Consider the following 18,562-nt stretch of genomic DNA (forward strand, 5'->3'; position numbering starts at 1 on the left):
CGAGCGGACACACTTTTTGCTACTTAACCCAGGAGTACCGACCACAGAATGCTTGAGAAAAAGAAAGAACCCGCGGTTAGGGGGGGGGTAAAACCGCGGGTTCCGGCCACTCTGTCCTCACAAGGAGAATGGGGCCTGTTCCCTTATAAGCGGGAGCTGCGAGGGGGGGGATTACGCACGCTCCCAAGGGAACTGCCTCAAATTTAGCCCGTTGCTTTCTACAAAGTCAAGCGTCTACGAAACATTGGTGAAACATTATTCTGCACGCCCCGCCAAGCACCCGAAACTGGGTATTTCACCAGGCATTTCTACCCCTCTCTGGGGAGTGCCGACAAGACTTATCGAAAGCTTATTGAAAACTGTCGGCTAGAGACCTAGTGTTGGTAGGTATCGCAAAGTAGCGTTGCGCACGATCGCATCCACATAGATCTGCCTGCTACAAACCCCACGACAACCCCCGCAACTCCACCGCTCCCCCATTCAAGCGCTGAAGTTGTACCGGAGCCAATCCCCAAGGACTCTCCCCCAAGGACTCTCCCCCAAGGACTGGCACCGAGAATATATCCCAAGGAGCGAACTCACCGTGAGCACGCCAGTTAACAGCAAACTTCCGAAGATCGGCCAGCGCAGCACCCGCCAGCGGCGCGCTGTGGCGGAGGTACTCGACGGCCTCACCACGTTCTGCAGCGCTCAGGACATCCACCAAAAGCTGGTTGCCAAGGAGCACAAGGTCGGCCTGACCACCGTCTACCGCACCCTGCAGCAGATGGCTGAGGTCGGCGCTATCGATACGTTGCACGACGAATCCGGCGAAACGCTATACCGCGCCTGCGCCACCGATGATCATCACCATCACCTGGTGTGCACCTCGTGCCGCCGTACCGTGGAGATCGATGGCGGCCCGGTCGAAGAGTGGGCTGCTCAGACCGCCAAGAAGTTCGGCTACGAAAAGTCCGGCCACACTGCTGAGATTTTCGGCTTGTGCGGCGACTGCCAGAAGAAGTAGCCGACGCTACACGTTGAAGATCGAGCCCAGCAGGTACGTCGCCCCGGCAGCGCCATAACCGATAAGCAATTGACGCAAAGCGCGTCGACCCGGCTCGACTCCAGACAACAGCCCCACCACAGAGCCGGTGAACATCAAGGCCAGCCCCACCACCACACAGGCAACGATCGCTGCGGCGGATCCGGACATGCCGAAGATGTAGGGCAGCACCGGGATCAATGCTCCGACTGCGAAGCACAGGAAGCTGGAAACAGCGGCGGACAGGCCTGATCCGGCGTCCTCAGCACCATCGTCTGTACCGACAACGGTGGCCTTGGCGGGATCGAAAGGCTGCTCCCCCACTGGCCGGCTGGTCTCGATGATCGAGTCGAAAACCTGGCGGGCGCGCAGGGCTGCCTCCTCCGCGCTCATACCGCGGGCGCGGTACACCAGCGCCAGCTCGTTCTGATTCACGTCCAGGTTCGGCAGCGAACGGCTGGCATTCGGATCCGGGGCGTTCGCACCCAGCAGCTCCTTCTGCGAGGTCACAGAAACGTATTCGCCCGCGGCCATCGACAGCGCACCGGCCAGCAGACCGGCGATACCTGTCACCAGCACCAAGTGGGCCGACCCACCTGTACCGACCATGCCCAGCACCAGCGCCAGGTTGGACACTAGCCCGTCATTGGCGCCGAAGATCGCCGCCCGGAAATCGCCAGACATGCGGGCGCGCCCGCGTGCCGCCAGCCCACGTACAACCTCGGCGTGAATAGCTTCGTCGGCAGCCAACCGGTCCGAGGCATCCTTGTCGGACACATACTCGTTGCGCTGCTCCGACGACTGCATCAGCGCCAGCACGAACACCGACCCGAAGCGCCGGGCCATCCAGGCCTTCATGCGGGTATCCAGGCTGGCCTTCCGCGGCAGGCCGACGTATTCGCCTAGCCGGTTCTTCCAATAGGCCTCGTGGCGTGCTTCAGCCTCGGCCAGTCCCAGCAGAATCTCGCGCTCCTCGCCGGTGCGTTTACGCGCCAGTTCGCGGTACACGGCTCCCTCGGCGCGCTCATTGGCGAGGTACTGCTGCCAGCGCGCGATCTGTCGCTTCGTCGGCTGCGGTTCAGTCTGCCCTACCGTCTGCTCCGTCTGCTCCGCCTGCCCCGCCTGCCCGGTCGGCTGCGGCTGCTCTGCTGCGTCGCTCACTTCACACCCCCGAAACGCCGGTCGCGCTTCGCGAACTCCAGCACCGCCGCCCGCAAGTGGTTCGGCGTGTAGTCCGGGAACAGAACATCCTGGTAGACCATCTCCGCATACGTGGACTGCCAGGGCAGGAAGTTAGAGGTCCGCATCTCCCCCGACGGGCGCAAGAACAGATCCACATCCGGCATGTCGGGCTCGTCCAGGTAGCGGGCGAACGTCTTCTCGTTCACCTGCCGGGGCTTCAACCGACCAGCCTTCACATCCTCGGCTATCAGGCGCGCAGCATCCGCAATTTCCGCGCGACCGCCGTAGTTCACGCACATGCCCAAGGTCATGGTCGTGTTGTTCTTCGTCAGTTCCTCGGCTGCTTCCAGCTCCGAGATCACCGTCCGCCACAGGCGCGGGCGGCGCCCCACCCAGCGGATCCGCACTCCCAGGCTGTTCAGGTAGTCGCGCTGGCGGCGCAGCACGTCGCGGTTAAAGCCCATCAGGAAGCGCACCTCGTCGGCCGATCGGCGCCAGTTCTCGGTGGAAAACGCGTAGGCCGACAGGTAGTCCACCCCTAGCTCGATGCATTCTTCCACCAGCGATATCAGCACTGCCTCGCCCCGGCGGTGCCCCTCGGTGCGAACCATGCCGCGTTCCTCCGCCCAGCGACCATTGCCGTCCATCACTAGAGCGATGTGTTTCGGTCGGAGCTCTTGCGGGATTTCGGAACGATCCACGTGCGGATATTCGATGCTACTCACCCGTACTATCTTGCCACACGCCCGCGACCGCCCCTATAGCGCTGCGTACGCCGGGCACCCGACCTCTAGCTGCTGCCGTACGTGCGCCAGCACAAGGCGGTGCGCCGTCGCCGCGATGTCCTGCCCCTGATGGTTGCGGATTTCTTGGGCTGCTTGGTCATGACGCCCCCTTTTCAGCAACCACAACACGTGCACCGCCGCGGACGGAGGCGTGAATGCGCCCGGGGGTCTACACGTCACGCACACCGCACCCCCGGCTGCCGGGTGGAAGGCCCGGTGGGGGCCGGGTTTCCCGCACTGCGCACAGTCGACCAGGCTGGGTGCCCAACCAGCGACCTCCAGGCCATGCAGCACGAACTCGTCGGCCACGCACACGGGCGGTAGGTCTGAGGTGATGAGTTGCTGGAGTGCGGCGTCCAAAAGAAAGAAGATCGAGTTCGACGACGAAGGTTCGGCGGCGAAAACCTGGGCCATCTCCAACATCGCAGTGGCCGCGTAGAAGCGATCGACATCCGCGACGATACGCGAAGCGTAGGTGGCGACGGTGGCGGCGTCCGTGACATTGGCCAGCGAACGGCCGGGGTAAATCTGCACATCGACGCGGGAAAAGCGATCCAGGCGGGCGCCGAAGCGGGACCGGGTCTTGCGGATTCCCTTGGCGACGGCGCGGATCAGACCGTGATCCTTGGTGAGTAGAACGAGGATCAGGTCGGCCTCGCCCAACTTGTAGGTACGAAGCACAAAGGCCTCGTCCCGGAAGCTGGGACGAGACCTTCTACTCATGAGGTGCAAGTATAGCGCTAGGCAGCCAGACCCCGCTGTTTGATGCGACCCCAGGCGGCTGCGGTGCTTACCAGCGCAACGGCGATCTCCATGATGACCCGGACAATCACCAGGTTGATCAGCGACTGCAGAACAATGATCAGGGTCAAGACCACCTTGGCAGCCGTGTTGTCTTCAATAGAGGAAACAGATTCCGTCTTATCGGCGCTCTCAGCGGCGCTTTGATCGAAGCCATCGCTGTTCACCGTGATGTTGAATTGAAACGCATCAGTCCACGTTGCCAGCAAGAACAACACCAGATTCAGGGCAACGATGACGAAGGCGATGATGTACAGCACACGCAGGAAAGGCCTGGTTGCGTACTTCGAAAAATCCAGGTTGAAGAGGGAAGAAAAGAAAGATTCGTTTCCCATGGGCTACCCCCCAAAGCTGGAGTTACGCGCCTGCCGCTCGTCGATGGATTGCACCGACTGTGCAGTGCGAATGATGGATACTGCAACTTCCAGACCAACGCGATAAAAGGCCAACCAGGCAATTGCGCCCAAGATCACCAGTGGCAGAAAGATGATGGCTGCGACAGCGGAAGATCCATCCTGGCTCATTGCAACGATCAGTCCAATAACCGCAAGCAGCACGAACAGGCCAATAACGACCATCAGCAGAGTGTACAGCACCTTCACCACGGACGGCGTGACGTAGCGGGTGAAGCTGAAGTCGAACAGGGCGGCGAAGAAGCCGTCCTTGTCCGCGCCCGTCGTCATGTTTGCCTGCTGGGCGTTCGGGTAGGCAGCCATGCCGTAAGGAGCACCTGCAGGCTCGCCATATGGAGCGGAGTTGTACTGGCCCGGCTGGCCGTAAAGGTTTTGCGGATCCTGCTGGAAAGAATCCTGCGGGTAGCCCTGGGCAAAGTCGCGGGTAAAGTCCTGGGTCTGATCCTGCGGGTTACCCTGTGCACCGCCCTGGGAATCATCAGAGCCAAACGGGTTCTGTGGAGTTGTCACTAAAGCCCTTCCTAGCGCCACCACGGGTGGCATACGTTCGCTTGTTCGCTATCGGTTAATAGGTCAATTCAACGTATCGCATTTCGCAACGTTGCACCGGGCGAACAGCATATCCCCAGGCCGGGACCGCCACCCCTGGGCTAGAACCCCATCCGCCCCAGCTGCTTCGGATCCGACTGCCAGTTCTTCGCCACCTTGATGTGCACATTCAGGAAGATGTTCTGATCCAGCATCTTCACGATTTCGAGCCTCGAGCGGTGGACGATGCGCGACAGGCGCCGCCCGTCCTTGCCCCGCAGAATCGCCTTCTGCCCTTCGCGTTCCACATAGATGACTGCATGGACATCCAGCACGCCTTCGCGCTGCGGGTTCGGCAGGACCTCTTCGATCTGCACGGCCACGGAGTGCGGCAGCTCGTCATGCAGACCGTCCAGCGCGGCTTCGCGGACCAGCTCCGCCATGCGGGTATCGCGATCATCATCGGTCACGTGATCGTCCGGGTAGAACTTCGGCCCCTCCGGCAGGTGCTCACGCAGCACGTCCAGCAGCACATCCAGCTGCACCTGCTTGGTGGAGGAAACCGGCACCACGTCCGCCCCGTCCAGTAGCTCGTGCAGCGCCAGCAGCTGTGCGCCGACCTGGTCCTTGGAAACCTTGTCCAGCTTCGTCACCACGCCGATCAGCGGGGTTTTCGGCGCGACGTTGCGCACGGCCTCTACAATCCACCGATCACCGGGGCCGATCTTCTCGTCCGCTGGCACGCACATGGCGATGACGTCCACATCCGAGTACGTCTCCTTCACCACCTCATTCAGCCTCTCGCCCAACAGCGTGCGCGGGCGGTGCAGGCCTGGTGTGTCCACCAGGATGATCTGAGCGTCCTCGCGGTGCACGATGCCGCGGATCGGGTGGCGGGTCGTTTCCGGTTGGTCGGCGGTGATGGCGATCTTCTCCCCCACCAGCGCGTTCGTCAGGGTGGACTTGCCTGTGTTGGGGCGGCCGACGAAGCTGACGAACCCGGAGCGGAAGCCCTCGGGCGCGCGGTATTCTTCTGGCACCTGTAGATCTTCGGGGGCAACGGCCGCCCCGTCCGCACCGTCGGGCATGCCCGCGCCCGGGTCGAAGGGATCTTCGGGGATGTAAGGATCGTTCATGGTCATCAAGTATCCCTTATTGCTGTTCTTTATCTCTAGCGCTGTTAGCTTGGCCGCTGTTTCTTGTGGACGCCGCCACGGCCATACCGCCTGCCGCCCCACCATCGTGGCCGGCATCGCCAGTGCCATCAGCCTGCTGTTCGCGGCTAACCACGGCGGAACGGATCTTCACGCGCCCACGCCGATCGCGACCACCCTCGTAGCGGAAGTGTAGGCCAGCGGTCGTAATCTTCGCCCCGGGAATCGGCACCCTGCCCAGCTCGAAGGCACCGAGTCCGTAAACCGTATCCACTTCCTCGTGCTGTTCTTCGCTGAACTCCACGTCGCCGTAGAGTTCCTCCAGCTCGTCCAGGGACAGTCGCGCCTGCACCCGGTAGCTGCCGTCGTCCAGCGGCTCGATCGGCGCTTGTTCGGAAGCATCGTATTCGTCCGCGATCTCGCCGACGATTTCTTCCAGAATGTCCTCAATGGAGATCAACCCGGCCACTGCACCGTATTCGTCGATGAGCATCGCGATGTGCACCTGGTCGCGCTGCATGTCCTCCAACAGGTCATCCAGCTTCCGAGAATCGGGCACGAACACCGGCGGACGCATGCAGTCCCGCACCAATGTGGAGCTGCCGCCGTCGCGCATGTGATAGGTCTCTGCGATGAGGTCTTTGAGGTAAATGACGCCCACAATGTCGTCCACATCATCGCCCACCACAGGCAGGCGGGAAAGACCGGTGCGCACGCATAGACTGGTCGCCTGCCCTGCGGTTTTATCAGCCTCGATCCACACCATTTCCGGCCGCGGCACCATCACGGAGCGCGCCGACGTGCTGGCGAGGTCAAACACGGATTGGATCATCTTCCGCTCGTCGTGCTCCACCACGCCACGTTCGGAGGCAATGTCCACCATCTCACGTAGCTCAATTTCGGAGGCGAAGGGGCCGTTGCGGAAACCCCGGCCGGGCGTCAACACATTACCGGCGCGCACCAGCAGCTTGGCGATGGGGCTTAAGAGCTTGGATAGCCCCAGCAGGATCGGGGCGGTGGCCAGGCTAATTGTGTACGGATTTTGCCTACCAAGCGTGCGCGACAGCACGCCGATCAGGATGAATGTCAGCAGCGTCACGATCAGGATGGCCGTGGCATAGGCCCAGCCACGCGAACCCATCAGCTGCACGCAGGCGGAGGAAGCCAACACCGCGCCGGAGACCTCGCAGATGGTGCGGAGCAGCACCAACAGGTTGATGTGCCCGGCGCGCCCCTCTAGCACCCGTTCCAACCGGGCCGCGCCCGGGCGGTCCTCCTTGACCAGGTTTTCCACCCGAGCGGCTGAGAGGGAGGACACTGCGGCCTCCACCAGCGAAAGCACGCCGCCGAGAACAAGGGCAAGGACTGCAAAGGGAATGGCTAAGGGGATGTCGATTGTCATGAATTAGGTTCGGTATCGCCGGGGTTGTCGCCGCGGGTATCGCCGTGGGTATCGTCGCGGTCTGCAGCGCTGGGGAACGCCCCGGCGCCCGTGGGCTTGGGGGCGAAGCTGACCCCACGCTCTTCCTGCGAGTCGTACCAATTGGCCAGGATCTCATTCTGCAGGGCGAACATCTTCTGTTCTTCTTCCGGGGTGACGTGGTCGAACCCCAGCAGGTGCAGCACGCCGTGGACGGTCAGCAGATCCAGCTCGTGTGCCAGGGAATGGCCCGCGCGCGCCGCCTGCCCCTCGGCAAAGTCGGGGCACAGCATAATGTCGCCCAGCATCGCCGGTGAGGGCTCCGCCGCATCCTTGCGGCCCCAACCGGGCGTCAATTCGTCCATAGGAAAGCTCATCACATCGGTAGGACCGGGCAGATCCATCCAGCGAACGTGCAGGTCCTCCATGGTCTCCAGGTCCACGATGTGGATGGAAAGCTCGGCGGCCGGGTGCACGTCGAGGGTCCACAGGGCGTAGCGGGCGACGTCGATCAGCTCTTCCTCGTTGACCTCGCCGCGGCCGGATTCGTTAAAAACTTCGATGCTCATGGGTGCTAGTTGCCTCTTCGTAAGTGCTTCAATTCTTGGTCGCTGCTAGATTTCGTTTTCCATCTCATAGGTGCCGTAGGCCTCCACAATCTTGGAGACCAAACGGTGGCGCACCACGTCGTCCGAATCCAGGTTGATGATCGACACGCCATCCACGCCCAGCAGGACCTGGCGGGCGACCTTCAGCCCAGATTCCTGTCGATCCGGCAGATCCACCTGGCTCAGGTCGCCGGTGACCACCATCTTGGAGCCGAAGCCCAGGCGGGTGAGGAACATCTTCATCTGGGCCGGGGTGGTGTTCTGCGCCTCATCCAGCACCACAAAGGAATCGTTGAGGGTGCGGCCGCGCATGTAGGCCAGTGGCGCGACCTCGATCACGCCGGTATCCATCAGCCGCGGGATCGTCTCCGGATCCACCATTTCCCGCAGCGCATCGTGCAGCGGGCGCAGGTAGGGGTCAATCTTGTCACTGAGGGTGCCGGGCAGGAAGCCCAGCTTCTCCCCTGCCTCCACGGCTGGGCGGGTCAGGATAATGCGGTTGACCTGCTTGGACTGCAAGGCCTGAACCGCCTTCGCCATCGCCAGATAGGTCTTGCCGGTTCCTGCAGGGCCGATGCCGAACACAATGGCATCCTCGTCGATGGCCTCCACATACTCGCGCTGGCCAGGAGTCTTGGCGCGCACGGTCTTGCCGCGATAGGAGACGATGGGCGCGAGGTCGCCACTGGAAATCAACTCCGTGGCCTGCTTCTCCACCAGGGAAATGGCTCGCCGCGTGGCCGCGGGATCCACCGCGTGACCGCGATCCACCAGATTGATCATCTCCTGCAACACCCGGCGCGCCTGGGAGACCTCGGAGGCCTCGCCGCGGATCGTCACGCGATTGCCACGGGTCAGGATGTCCGTATCGAAGGCGAGCTCCAGCACCCGTAGGTTTTCATCTGCCGGGCCGGCGACAGCCACGATGGAATCCGGGTCGAACTCCACAGTAGAGCTGGCTACGCGGGGGCGCGGTGACCTGGCGGAGTTGGAAGACGTCATGTGAATAGATCCTACCGCCAACGCTCCGTCACAGCGCCGATGGCGCCCAGGGCCACCGCCGCGGCGGTGGCGGTGCGCAGCACCTCCGGCCCCAGCCGGACCGGGGTGGCACCCAACTGTGCCAACTCTTCCAGCTCCTCGCGGCCGATGCCTCCTTCTGGTCCGACCACCAGAGCCAGCTCGGTGGCACCCGCGGACACCGCGGCGGTCACGGCCGCGGGAAGCGGCTCGGTAGCTTCCTCGTGCAGTACCAGCACGCGGGTGGAGCCGGCTGCGCCGGTGTTCCCGGCAGCGCCGGCCTCTCCGAGCTCTAGCACCCGGGCGAGTTCCCGCGGACTACGCACCAGCTGGGTGACCTCCGGGATCTGCAGGCGGCGGGACTGCTTCGCCGCCGCGCGGGCAGCGTTCTCCCACTTCGCGTGCGCCTTGGCCTCCTTGCCATCCCACTTAGCGATCGCCCTGCGGGCCGCCCACGGGACAATCCGATCCGCGCCCGCCTGCACCATCAGGTCCACAGCCAGTTCCGCCCGGTCGGACTTTGGAATCGCCTGCACCACCGTCACCCGCGGGTGCGGGACGGGAAGCTGCAGAATGTCGGCGACCTCCACGGTGGCGTCACCAAGAAAAGAACACTGCACCGCGCGAGTGGTGCCGTCGGTGACAACCAACCCCTCCCCGACCTCGAGACGCTTGACGGTGGCGTGCTTGGCCTCCGCGCCGGTCAGCCGGAAGCGATCCCCGGCCGCGATGGGCTCGGGGATGGGGTGGATGAACACCGGATCGGTCATGGGTTAACGGCCAAACTTCGAGCGGAGGCGGGAGAAGAAGCCATCGTGCGACTCGTCCTTGGTGGCCACACCGGCGTTCTGGGAGCTGGCCTCGCGCAGCTGCTCCAACAGGTCGCGCTGCTTGTGGCTCAGGTCGGTGGGGATCATGACTTCCACGTGGGCGATCAGCGAACCGTGGCCTTCGCGGCGCAGGTGCGGCATGCCCTTATCCGACAGGCGGATGGTGGCATCCGGCTGGGTGCCGGGGGCGATGTCCACAGTGGCGACGGAATCGTCCAGCAGCTTCACTTCTACGGAGGTGCCCAAGGTCGCCTCTACCGCCGGGACCTGCAGGTTCACGTGCAGATCGTCGGACTCGCGGATGAAGTAGGGGTGCTCGGTGGTGTGTACCTCCACGTACAGGTCACCGGCCGGGCCACCACCCGGGCCGACCTCGCCCTTACCGCTCATGCGCAGACGCATGCCGTCGGAGATACCAGCGGGGATAGAGACCTTGAGGGTCTGCCGATCACGCACGCGCCCGTCGCCCGCGCAGTTTTCGCACGGATCCTGGATGCCCTCACCGGTGCCCGCGCAGCGGTGGCAGGCGCGGCGAACCTGCACGCGCCCCAGCATGGAGTTCTGCAGCTCCATGACCTCACCCACGCCCTGGCAGGTGGGGCAGGTCACAGGGGCTGCCTTAGAGGCAGATCCGGTGCCGTCGCACACGTCGCACAGCACGGCGGTTTCCACGGTGATCTCGCGATCCACGCCGGCGTAGATTTCCTCCAGCGAAGCCTCGATCTTCACCAGGGCATCGTTGCCGCGGCGCACGCGGGACTGGCGCGGCCCACGCTGGCCGCCGCCACCGCCGAAGAACGCATCGAAGATGTCCCCCAGGCCACCGCCACCGAAGCCGCCGAAGCCACCCGCGCCCGGCTGGCCGAAGCCCTGCTCTTCCGGATCCCCACCGGCGTCCACGATCTGGCGCTTCTGCGGGTCGGTCAGCACCTCCTGGGCAAGGGAGATTTCGCGGAACTTCTCCGCGGCCTCTTCAGAAGGGTTGACGTCGGGGTGGTACTTGCGAGCCAGGCGGCGGTACGCCTTCTTGATTTCGGCGTCCGTAGCGTCGCGATCCACACCGAGGATTCCGTAATAGTCTCGAGCCACGTTCAGCGGGTCCTTTTCACGTCTATCTTGAGTTGCTTGCGGTTGCTTGCAGTTACTTGCAGTTGCTTATCTGCGGTCTTATTCCTAAACCAACTGCATTAGTCTACTATTCCTACTCTTCGCTCAAAATCCGCGAGACATAGTGCGCCACGGCCGTCACCGAGGAAATCGTGCCGGAGTAGTCCAGGTGCGTCGGGCCCACCACACCCATGCCGCCGAGCACCGCGTTGGCGTTGCCATAGCCGGTAGATACGACGGAAGCCCCGCGCAGCTCCTCGTCCTCATTCTCCTCACCGATGCTCACCTGTACATGCAGGTCGCGCACGCTATTCAGCAGTTTCAGCACCACCACTTGTTCCTCCAGCGCCTCCACCACGGGTGTCAGCTCCGAGGTGCGCATTAGGTTCGGGGTGCCCGCCAGGATCAGCCGGTCGTTGGGCCGCTCCAGCAGGGTCTCCACCAGCACAGTCGTCACCACAAGCGCAACGTCCCGCAGTTCCTCCGGCATACTGTTGCCCTTGGCCTCGCTGGCCAGCGCGGCGATGTTCGTGCACGCGTCGTCGAGGGTGCGCCCCACCATCGCGGAGTTCACCAGGTCGCGCAGCCGCGGCAGGTCGTCGTCGCTGATCGGCTGGCCCAGATCCACGTTGCGCTGGTCCACGCGCCCGGTGTCGGTAATCAGCACCAGCAGAATGCGGTGGCTGCCCAGCTTCACCAGTTCACAGTGCTTCACCCGGCCACGCCGCAGGTCCGGCATCTGCACCACCGCCACCTGGCGGGTGAGCTGCGACAGCAGCTGCACGCTGCGGCGCAGCACGTCTTCCAGGTCCACGCCGTTTTCCAAGAAGTCCAGGATCGCGCGCCGCTCGGGCGTGCTGAGTGGCTTGATGTCGTGGATGCCGTCGACGAAGCGCCGGTAGCCCTTCACCGTGGGAATGCGCCCGGAGGACGCATGCTGTTGCGTGATGTACCCCTCGGCTTCCAGCACCGCCATGTCGTTGCGAATCGTCGCCGAGGAAACACCCAGTTGGTGCCTGTCCACCAGCATTTTCGAGCCCACCGGTTCGTGCAGGGCGATGAAGTCGCTGACGATCGCCCGCAGCACCTGGTTCCGTCTGTGTTCAGTTCCGCTGGACAGTATCTTCACCCCTTACGTGAGTCCGGCTATAGCCCGAGCGCCAGCACAATATCGGTGACTATGCCGTCGGCTAGGTAGCGCCCTTTATCCGTCAATCTTAGGCGCTCGCCGCGATTGTCCAGCAGCCCCAGGCCGGTGTATCGCTCAATCACCTGCTGGAGCTCGGCATTCTCATCGCTACCGGCTAGCTGCAGCCCTTCGGCCAGTCGCAGCTGCAGCATCACTTGTTCGGTGCGCAGGTCGTCGTTGCTTAAGCGCTCGGTCGTCACCACCGACCCTGGTACGGGTAGGCCGTCCTTTCTTGTGGACGCCCCTTCGCCCTCGCCCAGCAGACCATCCCAATAGGTCGCTGGACGTTTCGCATTCACCAGCCTCACCAGGCCAGACTCGCTGTGCCGCTCCCCGCGCAGCCGCACGCATCCGTGGGCGCCGGGGCCGGCGCCCCACCACTGCCCGGAGCGCCAATAAATCAGGTTGTGCTGGCATTCGCCGCCGGGTTTGGCCCAGTTAGAGACCTCGTACCAGTTAAATCCCGCCTGGCGCAGGCGGGCGTCGATGGCGTCATAACGATCAGCGAGGGTGTCCTCGTCCGGGGCGGGCAGCTCGCCGCGCCGCACCTTCCGCGCCATGGCCGTGCCGTCCTCCACGATCAGGGAGTAGGCGGAGACGTGGTCGACGTCCGCCTCCAGCACCGCGTCGAGGGTGCGCTGCAGGTCCTCGTCCGTCTCGGTGGGGGTGCCGTAGATAACGTCCAGATTGATGTGCTCGAAGCCCGCCCGCTTGGCCTCGCGGGTCGCCTCGATGGGGCGGCCTGGGGTGTGCTGGCGCTCCAGAACCTTCAGCACATGCCCCATGGCGGACTGCATGCCTAAGGAAATGCGGTTGAAGCCGGCCTCGCGCAAGTGCTCAAAGAACTCCGGGCTGGTGGATTCCGGGTTCGCCTCGGTGGTGATCTCTGCATCGGCTGCGAGCCCCACGGCGCGACGCGCAGCGTTCAGCGCCCGGGCCAGCCCCTCGTACCCCAGCATGGAGGGCGTTCCGCCGCCGAAGAAGACGGTCTGCACCTCGCCGGGGTAATCCCACACCTCGGCGGCGACCTCCAGCTCGCGTTCCAGCGCATCCAGGTAGCCGGGGATGGTGTTGCCATCCACAGCCCTGCCTTCTATAGCGCTGCCTTCGGCCGCGCTGAGCTCCTGCGGAGTGTACGTGTTGAAGTCGCAATAGCCGCAGCGGGTAGAGCAAAAGGGAACGTGGATATAAAGGCCGTGCATACTACTAGACTGCCGTGCCGCGCTTCCGGCGCTGCAGTCGGCCGACGATCTCCTCCACCCGGGCGCGCTCGACCAGGAACTCCGGTGGTGCCTCGCCGCGCATACCCGCGGCCAGCTCCGGCTGGCGGTCAATCACCTCGCGCCACTGGGCAACCAGCTCCATCGTGCGCTGTTCGGCCTTCACATAGACCTGCGGCAGCAGAACGGACTGGGATTCCAGCGCGCACTGGGTCTGGTTGACTACCCAATCCTCCACCTCGCGCAGATCCGCGCGGATGTGCTCGGCTTGTTCGCGCAGCCACATGCGCCAGGAGGCCGTGGAGGCCATCGTCGCTGGGGCGGAATTCTGCGCCCCGGCAGGGGAACGGTCAGCGTTGCTGGGGTTGGTGGCGGTGGAGGCGGTGGCGTCACCAAAAGAACCACGAAGACGCGCACCCACCTGGCGGGAGGCGCCGGGCTTTTTATGCATGAAGCTCAAGGTGCGGCCGGGGTGCGGGTAATCGCCGCTGGTGGTGGCACCGAGGGCGCGTGGGGTGCGGGAGGGGGTCACGCCCGACATGCTGCCCGCGCGCACGCCGGAAACGAAGGCTTGGCGCAGGCCGTTGAGCTCGGACAGGCCGGGGCGGACCTCCGCGCGCCCCTCCGCGACGATCTCCTCCAACTCAAGCAGGCAGTCTTCCACCAGGTCGGCATCCCAATCGGCGATGGCCTGGGAGACGTGGTTGATGTAATCGGCGATCTCGTCGCCAATGTCGTAGATGTTTTGGGTGAGCTCGCGAACGCGCAGGGCAGCGTCGTAGTGCACGCGTTCTCCTCTCCCCGAGCCCGTCAGTAGCCCAACATCTGGTGGTTGATATCGCGAGTAACTTTAAAACACGAACACCGACCCTGCGCGGAGGCTTGGCCGGTGTGGTGGGGTGGAATTCTTAACTTATTTTGAGTTGTAGATCCAGGCGATATCGTCGGCGAAGTTCTTCGCTACAACGAAGCGCTTCAGCTTCAGCGACGGGGTGACCTCGTCGTTCTCCTCCGTGAAGTCGCGGTGGACGATGCGGAACTTCTTGATGCCCTCGGCGTGGGAGACAGTAGCGTTGGCCTCGTTGATCGCGTCCTGGATCTCGGAGCGCAGAACCGGGTTCTTCGCCAGTTCGCGGATGGAAACATTGTCCGCGATGCCGTTGTTTTCCTTCCACTTCTTGGCTGCTTCCTCGTCCAGGGAGATCAGGGCGCCGACGAACTTCTGGTCATCGCCCACGACCATGGCCTGGGAGATCAGCGGGGCGGAGCGCAGGATGTCCTCCATCGGGCCAGGCGAGACATTCTTGCCGCCGGCGGTCACGATGATTTCCTTCTTGCGGCCGGTGATCTTCAGGTGGCCGGTGGGCAGCAGCTTGCCCAGGTCGCCGGTGCGGTAGAAGCCGTCCTCGGTGAAGGATTCCGCGGTGGCTTCCTCGTTCTCCCAGTAACCCGCGAACACCATGTCGCCCTTCAGCAGGATCTCACCGTCGTCGTCGATCTTGACAGTGATGCCGCCCAGCGGGCGACCGACGGTGCCGATGATGTTGTCCGGGGCGAAGTTGGTGCAGGCTGCGGCGGTGCATTCGGTCAGGCCGTAGCCCTCGTACAGATTCACGCCCACGCCGCGGAAGAAGTGCATAAGCTCCGGGTTCAGTGCGGAGCCGCCGGAGATCGCGTAGTCCAGCTCGCCGCCCATGGCCTCGCGGACCTTGGAGTAGACCAGCTTGTCGCCGATCGCACGGTTGATCTTCTGCTTCAGGGTCGGCCCTTCGTCGGTATCGAGCGCGTGGGAGTAGTCGACTGCGGCGCGTTCTGCGAAGTTGAAGATCTTTGCCTTGACGCCGCCGCCCTCCGTGGCCTTGGACTTCACGCCCGCGTGGACCTTTTCAAAGATGCGAGGCACAGAGCAGATCAGGTTCGGCTTGGTGCGCTGGAACTCTGCGACCAGCGTGCTCATGTCGCTCCAGTGGGTCTGGGTAGCGCCACCGACGGTCGCGGCGTGCGCCATTGCCCGGGAGAACACGTGTGCCAGGGGCAGGAAGGTCAGCTTGCGGTAGCCGAAGGACGCGGCGCGGCCGACCGGGTGGGTCAGGATGGCGCGAGCCTCTGCCAGCCAGTTGTGGTGGGTCAGCTTGCAGCCCTTGGGGCGGCCCGTAGTGCCGGAGGTGTAAACGATGGAGGCGACGTCGGTGTGCCGGGTGTTGGCGATGCGCTCTTCCAGAACCTCCTGCTGGATGCCGGCTTCCTTACCGTCGTTAATCAGGATGTCGATCGCGCCGCTGTTGAGCTCCAGCACGCGGTTAAGGTGCGCGGAGTCGTCGCCCTCCGGGCGGTCGCCTTCCTTGACGAAGGTGGACAGGCGGGTGGTGTGGCCAGACTTCTCAGAGATAGCCAGCTTCGCGCCGGAGTTGCCCACGATCCACTCGCACTGGGAGGTGGAAGAGGACGGGTAGATCGGCACGGTGATCGCACCGGCGGCCCAGATGGCGTAGTCCAGAACGGTCCACTCGTAGCGGGTGTCGGACATGATAACCACGCGATCGCCAGGCTCGATACCGTTGGCGACCAGGCCCTTGGCTACCGCGTACACGTCGTCCAGGAACTCGGCGACGGTGACGTCCACCCAGTCGAAGTTCTTCGGGCGCTTAAACAGCACCCCATCCGGGGATTCGGCGCCAAGATCGCGAACTGCCGATAGGCAGGTCTCGTGCTCGTCGATCGTATATAGGGCTTCAGAGGTGTACTCCGTCATGCTGCTCCCTTTGCTTATGTCCTGACAGTTGCCTGACCTGGTCTTTTACGTGAAAAACGGGCGCATCTTGGGTTCGATCGCCCGTCGCTTCAACGTGATTAATACTTCTACAACCATATATGAGTGGTGTGGGTCACGCCGAACCTTCACTAAAAATGTACCGCGAGATCCCGCCCACGCTAACCCCGGCTTCCTCCCGCTACCCTCCACTCCCCCATGAACTCTGGTCAAAAGAGTGGAAGAAGCTCTGCTCAACCTGCACAATGGCAGTTGTGACTAGCTCTGTGGAACCCGGCGGACAGATCGCCCCCGATGTCAACGCAATCCTCAACGAACTGGCTGCCGAATGCGGTGTGGCCACCTGGTACACCGGCCAAAACGGCCAGCGGGTGGATGTGAAAAGCAGCACCGTACTTTTCGCGCTCCGCGAGTTGGGACTGGATCTGCCGGAGGATCCATCCGCGCTGACCGAAGACGTTGTGCAGACTGCCATCGAGGGTCTGCTGCGCACCCGCTACAGCCGTATGATCGCCCCCACCATCACCGCCATCGCCGACCGCCCGCGCACGCTGCACGTCCACTGCATCGATGGCGAATCTTTGCAGGTGCGGGTCCACACCGAGGACGGCGACACGATCGAGCTGGAACAGCTCAACGAGTGGGTGGACCCCATCACTGTCGGCGCGGAAGCCACCGCGACCACCTTCGGCACCGCCACCTTCCAACTGCCCGCCCTGCCGGCCGGCTGGCACCAGATCGAGGCGCAGGCGGAATCCACCGAAGCGACCTCCACCCTGCTGGTCTCCCCGCAGTCGCTGGAACTGCCGGAAGCCCCACGCGCCGGAGTGATGGCGCAGCTGTATTCCCTGCGCGATAAGGACGCCTGGGGAGTTGGCGACTACGGAACGCTGGAGGTTTTGAGCAACTCACTGCAGAAGCTCGGCGGGGCGGACTTCGTGTTAGTCAACCCCATGCACGCTGCGGAAGCCGCTCCCCCGGTGGAGGATTCCCCCTACCTGCCGACCACCCGCCGCTACACCAACCCCATCTACATCCGGGTGGAAAACACGCCCGAGTACGCCGCACACCCCGAGCTCCACGCGGAAATCCAGCAGCTGGCCGAGCCACTGAAAAAGCGCAACCACACCGCTGAATTGTTGGAGCGGGACCCGGTGGTGGCGTCCAAAATTAAGGCACTGCACCTGCTGTACACCGCAGGGATCGGCGACGAGCGCACCGCGCAGCTGCGCGACTTCCGCGAGCGCGAGGGCGAAGGCTTGGTGGGCTTCACCGAATGGTGCGAGCGCGCGGCTAACGATCCATCACTGACCAGCGACTTCTTCGCCTGGATGCAGATGCTGTGCCAGGAACAGGAGCTACACGCGCAGCAAACGCTGACCGAGCACATGAGCATCGGCCTCATGGCGGATCTGGCCGTCGGCGTACACCCCGGCGGCGCGGACGCCCAGACCCTGGCCGACGTGCTGGCGCCTGGAGCTAGCGTTGGCGCCCCACCTGACGGCTACAACCAACAGGGTCAGGACTGGTCCCAACCCCCGTGGCACCCGTGGAAGCTGGCCGAAGAGGGCTACCGTCCGTGGCGCGACATGCTGCGCACGATCCTGCGCACCGCCGGTGGCATCCGCATCGACCACGTGTTGGGGCTTTTCCGCCTGTGGTGGATCCCGCGGATGGAATCGCCGACGCTCGGCACGTACGTTACCTACGACCACGAGGCTCTGGTCGGCGCGCTGGTACTGGAAGCTCACCGCGCCGGCGCTGTCGTGGTCGGCGAGGATCTGGGCACCTTCGAGCCGTGGGTGCAGGACTACTTGGCCAGCCGTGGCGTGATGGGCACCTCGATCGTGTGGTTTGAGGGTGACGCAAATGGGGCCAAGGCTCCGGAGGCATACCGTCGCACCTGCCTGACCTCCGTGACCACGCACGACCTGCCGCCGACCGCCAGCTACCTGCGCGGCGGGCACATCGACCTGCGCGAAGAGCTGGGAGTGCTGACCCGCAGCTCGGATGAGGAATTCGCCGAGGATGCCAACTGGCAGGTCGACGTGCTGGGGACTATTGCCCGCCACGGCGCCTTCCAGGGCATGGACTGCGAGGACTACTTCCTCAACGACCTGCGCCAGGAGCTGGACGACCCGCGGCACGGGCGCGAGCGCCGCCCGGACGTCTCCTACATCCTGCGCGCCATGCACCGCTACATCGCGCAGACCCCGTCGCTGCTGCGCTGTGCCGCCCTGGTGGATCTAGTGGGTGACCTGCGCGCACAGAACCAGCCGGGCACTACGCAGGATCTGTATCCGAACTGGCGGGTGCCGCTGTGCGATGGGCAGGGCAACCCGGTGCTAGTGGAGGATCTGCCGAACATCCAGCTGGCCCGCGAGGTGCTGTCCGCCACCCGCGGCGAAGGCTAGAGGGCGAGGGTTAGAAGAATGTGGTGGCCAGCCAGGCCACCAGCAGCAGAACCAGCAGCAAAGCCAAAGCCTGGCGCACCTTAGAGTGGTGTTTCAT

General features: G+C 63.9%; 17 protein-coding genes. 2 read left to right on the plus strand and 15 right to left on the minus strand.

The window, feature by feature from the left end; translation table 11 throughout:
• The first annotated feature begins 583 nt into the window (after positions 1–583).
• Complete coding sequence (locus HMPREF2678_RS02535; RefSeq protein WP_034992248.1) at positions 584–1,006, plus strand: Fur family transcriptional regulator; 423 nt, start codon at positions 584–586, stop codon at positions 1,004–1,006.
• Positions 1,007–1,012: 6 nt separating this feature from the next.
• On the opposite strand, the gene HMPREF2678_RS02540 is transcribed toward HMPREF2678_RS02535, so the two are convergent.
• The 15 genes from HMPREF2678_RS02540 to HMPREF2678_RS02610 all read right to left on the minus strand — a co-directional run bounded on the left by HMPREF2678_RS02540 (position 1,013) and on the right by HMPREF2678_RS02610 (position 16,033).
• Complete coding sequence (locus HMPREF2678_RS02540) at positions 1,013–2,185, minus strand: VIT1/CCC1 transporter family protein (protein ID WP_051898089.1); 1,173 nt, start codon at positions 2,183–2,185, stop codon at positions 1,013–1,015.
• Positions 2,182–2,907 carry an isoprenyl transferase gene (locus HMPREF2678_RS02545; RefSeq protein ID WP_070550745.1) on the minus strand — a complete coding sequence of 242 codons (726 nt, stop codon included), beginning with the start codon at positions 2,905–2,907 and terminating at the stop codon, positions 2,182–2,184. Before HMPREF2678_RS02545 ends, HMPREF2678_RS02540 begins: the two co-directional genes overlap by 4 nt.
• Before the next feature lie 57 nt (positions 2,908–2,964).
• A complete protein-coding gene (recO, locus tag HMPREF2678_RS02550; protein ID WP_034974726.1) occupies positions 2,965–3,714 on the minus strand; it encodes a DNA repair protein RecO in 750 nt (249 codons plus the stop codon).
• A 17-nt stretch (positions 3,715–3,731) separates the two neighbouring features.
• Positions 3,732–4,127, minus strand: a complete 396-nt coding sequence (locus tag HMPREF2678_RS02555; RefSeq protein ID WP_070550722.1) for a DUF4282 domain-containing protein — start codon at positions 4,125–4,127, stop codon at positions 3,732–3,734.
• A 3-nt stretch (positions 4,128–4,130) separates the two neighbouring features.
• A complete protein-coding gene (locus HMPREF2678_RS02560) occupies positions 4,131–4,715 on the minus strand; it encodes a DUF4282 domain-containing protein (protein WP_034992253.1) in 585 nt (194 codons plus the stop codon).
• 140 nt (positions 4,716–4,855) lie between these two features.
• On the minus strand, positions 4,856–5,875 hold the full coding sequence (era, locus tag HMPREF2678_RS02565; protein ID WP_070550724.1) for a GTPase Era: 1,020 nt from the start codon (positions 5,873–5,875) through the stop codon (positions 4,856–4,858).
• A gap of 10 nt (positions 5,876–5,885) precedes the next feature.
• Positions 5,886–7,289, minus strand: a complete 1,404-nt coding sequence (locus tag HMPREF2678_RS02570) for a hemolysin family protein (protein ID WP_070550726.1) — start codon at positions 7,287–7,289, stop codon at positions 5,886–5,888.
• Positions 7,286–7,876 (minus strand): rRNA maturation RNase YbeY, encoded by a 591-nt coding sequence (gene ybeY, locus HMPREF2678_RS02575; protein ID WP_070550728.1) that lies wholly within the window; start codon positions 7,874–7,876, stop codon positions 7,286–7,288. Before ybeY ends, HMPREF2678_RS02570 begins: the two co-directional genes overlap by 4 nt.
• 45 nt (positions 7,877–7,921) lie before the next feature.
• Positions 7,922–8,917 carry a PhoH family protein gene (locus HMPREF2678_RS02580; protein ID WP_034974701.1) on the minus strand — a complete coding sequence of 332 codons (996 nt, stop codon included), beginning with the start codon at positions 8,915–8,917 and terminating at the stop codon, positions 7,922–7,924.
• Positions 8,918–8,928: 11 nt separating this feature from the next.
• Entirely contained in the window at positions 8,929–9,705 is a 777-nt protein-coding gene (locus HMPREF2678_RS02585) for a 16S rRNA (uracil(1498)-N(3))-methyltransferase (RefSeq protein WP_070550730.1), read from the minus strand.
• 3 nt (positions 9,706–9,708) lie between these two features.
• On the minus strand, positions 9,709–10,854 hold the full coding sequence (gene dnaJ / locus HMPREF2678_RS02590; protein WP_070550731.1) for a molecular chaperone DnaJ: 1,146 nt from the start codon (positions 10,852–10,854) through the stop codon (positions 9,709–9,711).
• Positions 10,855–10,966: 112 nt separating this feature from the next.
• A complete protein-coding gene (gene hrcA, locus HMPREF2678_RS02595; RefSeq protein WP_034967190.1) occupies positions 10,967–11,992 on the minus strand; it encodes a heat-inducible transcriptional repressor HrcA in 1,026 nt (341 codons plus the stop codon).
• A gap of 26 nt (positions 11,993–12,018) precedes the next feature.
• Entirely contained in the window at positions 12,019–13,263 is a 1,245-nt protein-coding gene (gene hemW, locus HMPREF2678_RS02600; RefSeq protein WP_070550733.1) for a radical SAM family heme chaperone HemW, read from the minus strand.
• Positions 13,264–13,267: 4 nt separating this feature from the next.
• Positions 13,268–14,068 (minus strand): hypothetical protein, encoded by an 801-nt coding sequence (locus tag HMPREF2678_RS02605; RefSeq protein WP_070550735.1) that lies wholly within the window; start codon positions 14,066–14,068, stop codon positions 13,268–13,270.
• Between the two features lie 126 nt (positions 14,069–14,194).
• Positions 14,195–16,033 carry an AMP-dependent synthetase/ligase gene (locus HMPREF2678_RS02610; protein WP_070550737.1) on the minus strand — a complete coding sequence of 613 codons (1,839 nt, stop codon included), beginning with the start codon at positions 16,031–16,033 and terminating at the stop codon, positions 14,195–14,197.
• A 263-nt stretch (positions 16,034–16,296) separates the two neighbouring features.
• Between HMPREF2678_RS02610 and HMPREF2678_RS02615 the strand changes: the two genes are divergently transcribed.
• Positions 16,297–18,465, plus strand: coding sequence for a 4-alpha-glucanotransferase (locus HMPREF2678_RS02615; protein WP_070550739.1), 2,169 nt, complete (start codon positions 16,297–16,299; stop codon positions 18,463–18,465).
• The last annotated feature ends 97 nt before the right edge of the window (positions 18,466–18,562 follow it).

The sequence above is a fragment of the Corynebacterium sp. HMSC058E07 genome, assembly GCF_001809885.1.
Lineage (GTDB): Bacteria > Actinomycetota > Actinomycetes > Mycobacteriales > Mycobacteriaceae > Corynebacterium > Corynebacterium macclintockiae.

Excerpts from the sequence above, each read along its gene's own strand:
- recO (WP_034974726.1), bottom strand. The coding sequence starts at position 3,714 with ATGAGTAGAAGGTCTCGTCCCAGCTTCCGGGACGAGGCCTTTGTGCTT.
- HMPREF2678_RS02555 (WP_070550722.1), bottom strand. The coding sequence starts at position 4,127 with ATGGGAAACGAATCTTTCTTTTCTTCCCTCTTCAACCTGGATTTTTCG.
- era (WP_070550724.1), bottom strand. The coding sequence starts at position 5,875 with ATGACCATGAACGATCCTTACATCCCCGAAGATCCCTTCGACCCGGGC.
- HMPREF2678_RS02570 (WP_070550726.1), bottom strand. The coding sequence starts at position 7,289 with ATGACAATCGACATCCCCTTAGCCATTCCCTTTGCAGTCCTTGCCCTT.
- ybeY (WP_070550728.1), bottom strand. The coding sequence starts at position 7,876 with ATGAGCATCGAAGTTTTTAACGAATCCGGCCGCGGCGAGGTCAACGAG.
- HMPREF2678_RS02580 (WP_034974701.1), bottom strand. The coding sequence starts at position 8,917 with ATGACGTCTTCCAACTCCGCCAGGTCACCGCGCCCCCGCGTAGCCAGC.
- HMPREF2678_RS02585 (WP_070550730.1), bottom strand. The coding sequence starts at position 9,705 with ATGACCGATCCGGTGTTCATCCACCCCATCCCCGAGCCCATCGCGGCC.
- hemW (WP_070550733.1), bottom strand. The coding sequence starts at position 13,263 with ATGCACGGCCTTTATATCCACGTTCCCTTTTGCTCTACCCGCTGCGGC.
- HMPREF2678_RS02610 (WP_070550737.1), bottom strand. The coding sequence starts at position 16,033 with ATGACGGAGTACACCTCTGAAGCCCTATATACGATCGACGAGCACGAG.
- HMPREF2678_RS02615 (WP_070550739.1), top strand. The coding sequence starts at position 16,297 with ATGGCAGTTGTGACTAGCTCTGTGGAACCCGGCGGACAGATCGCCCCC.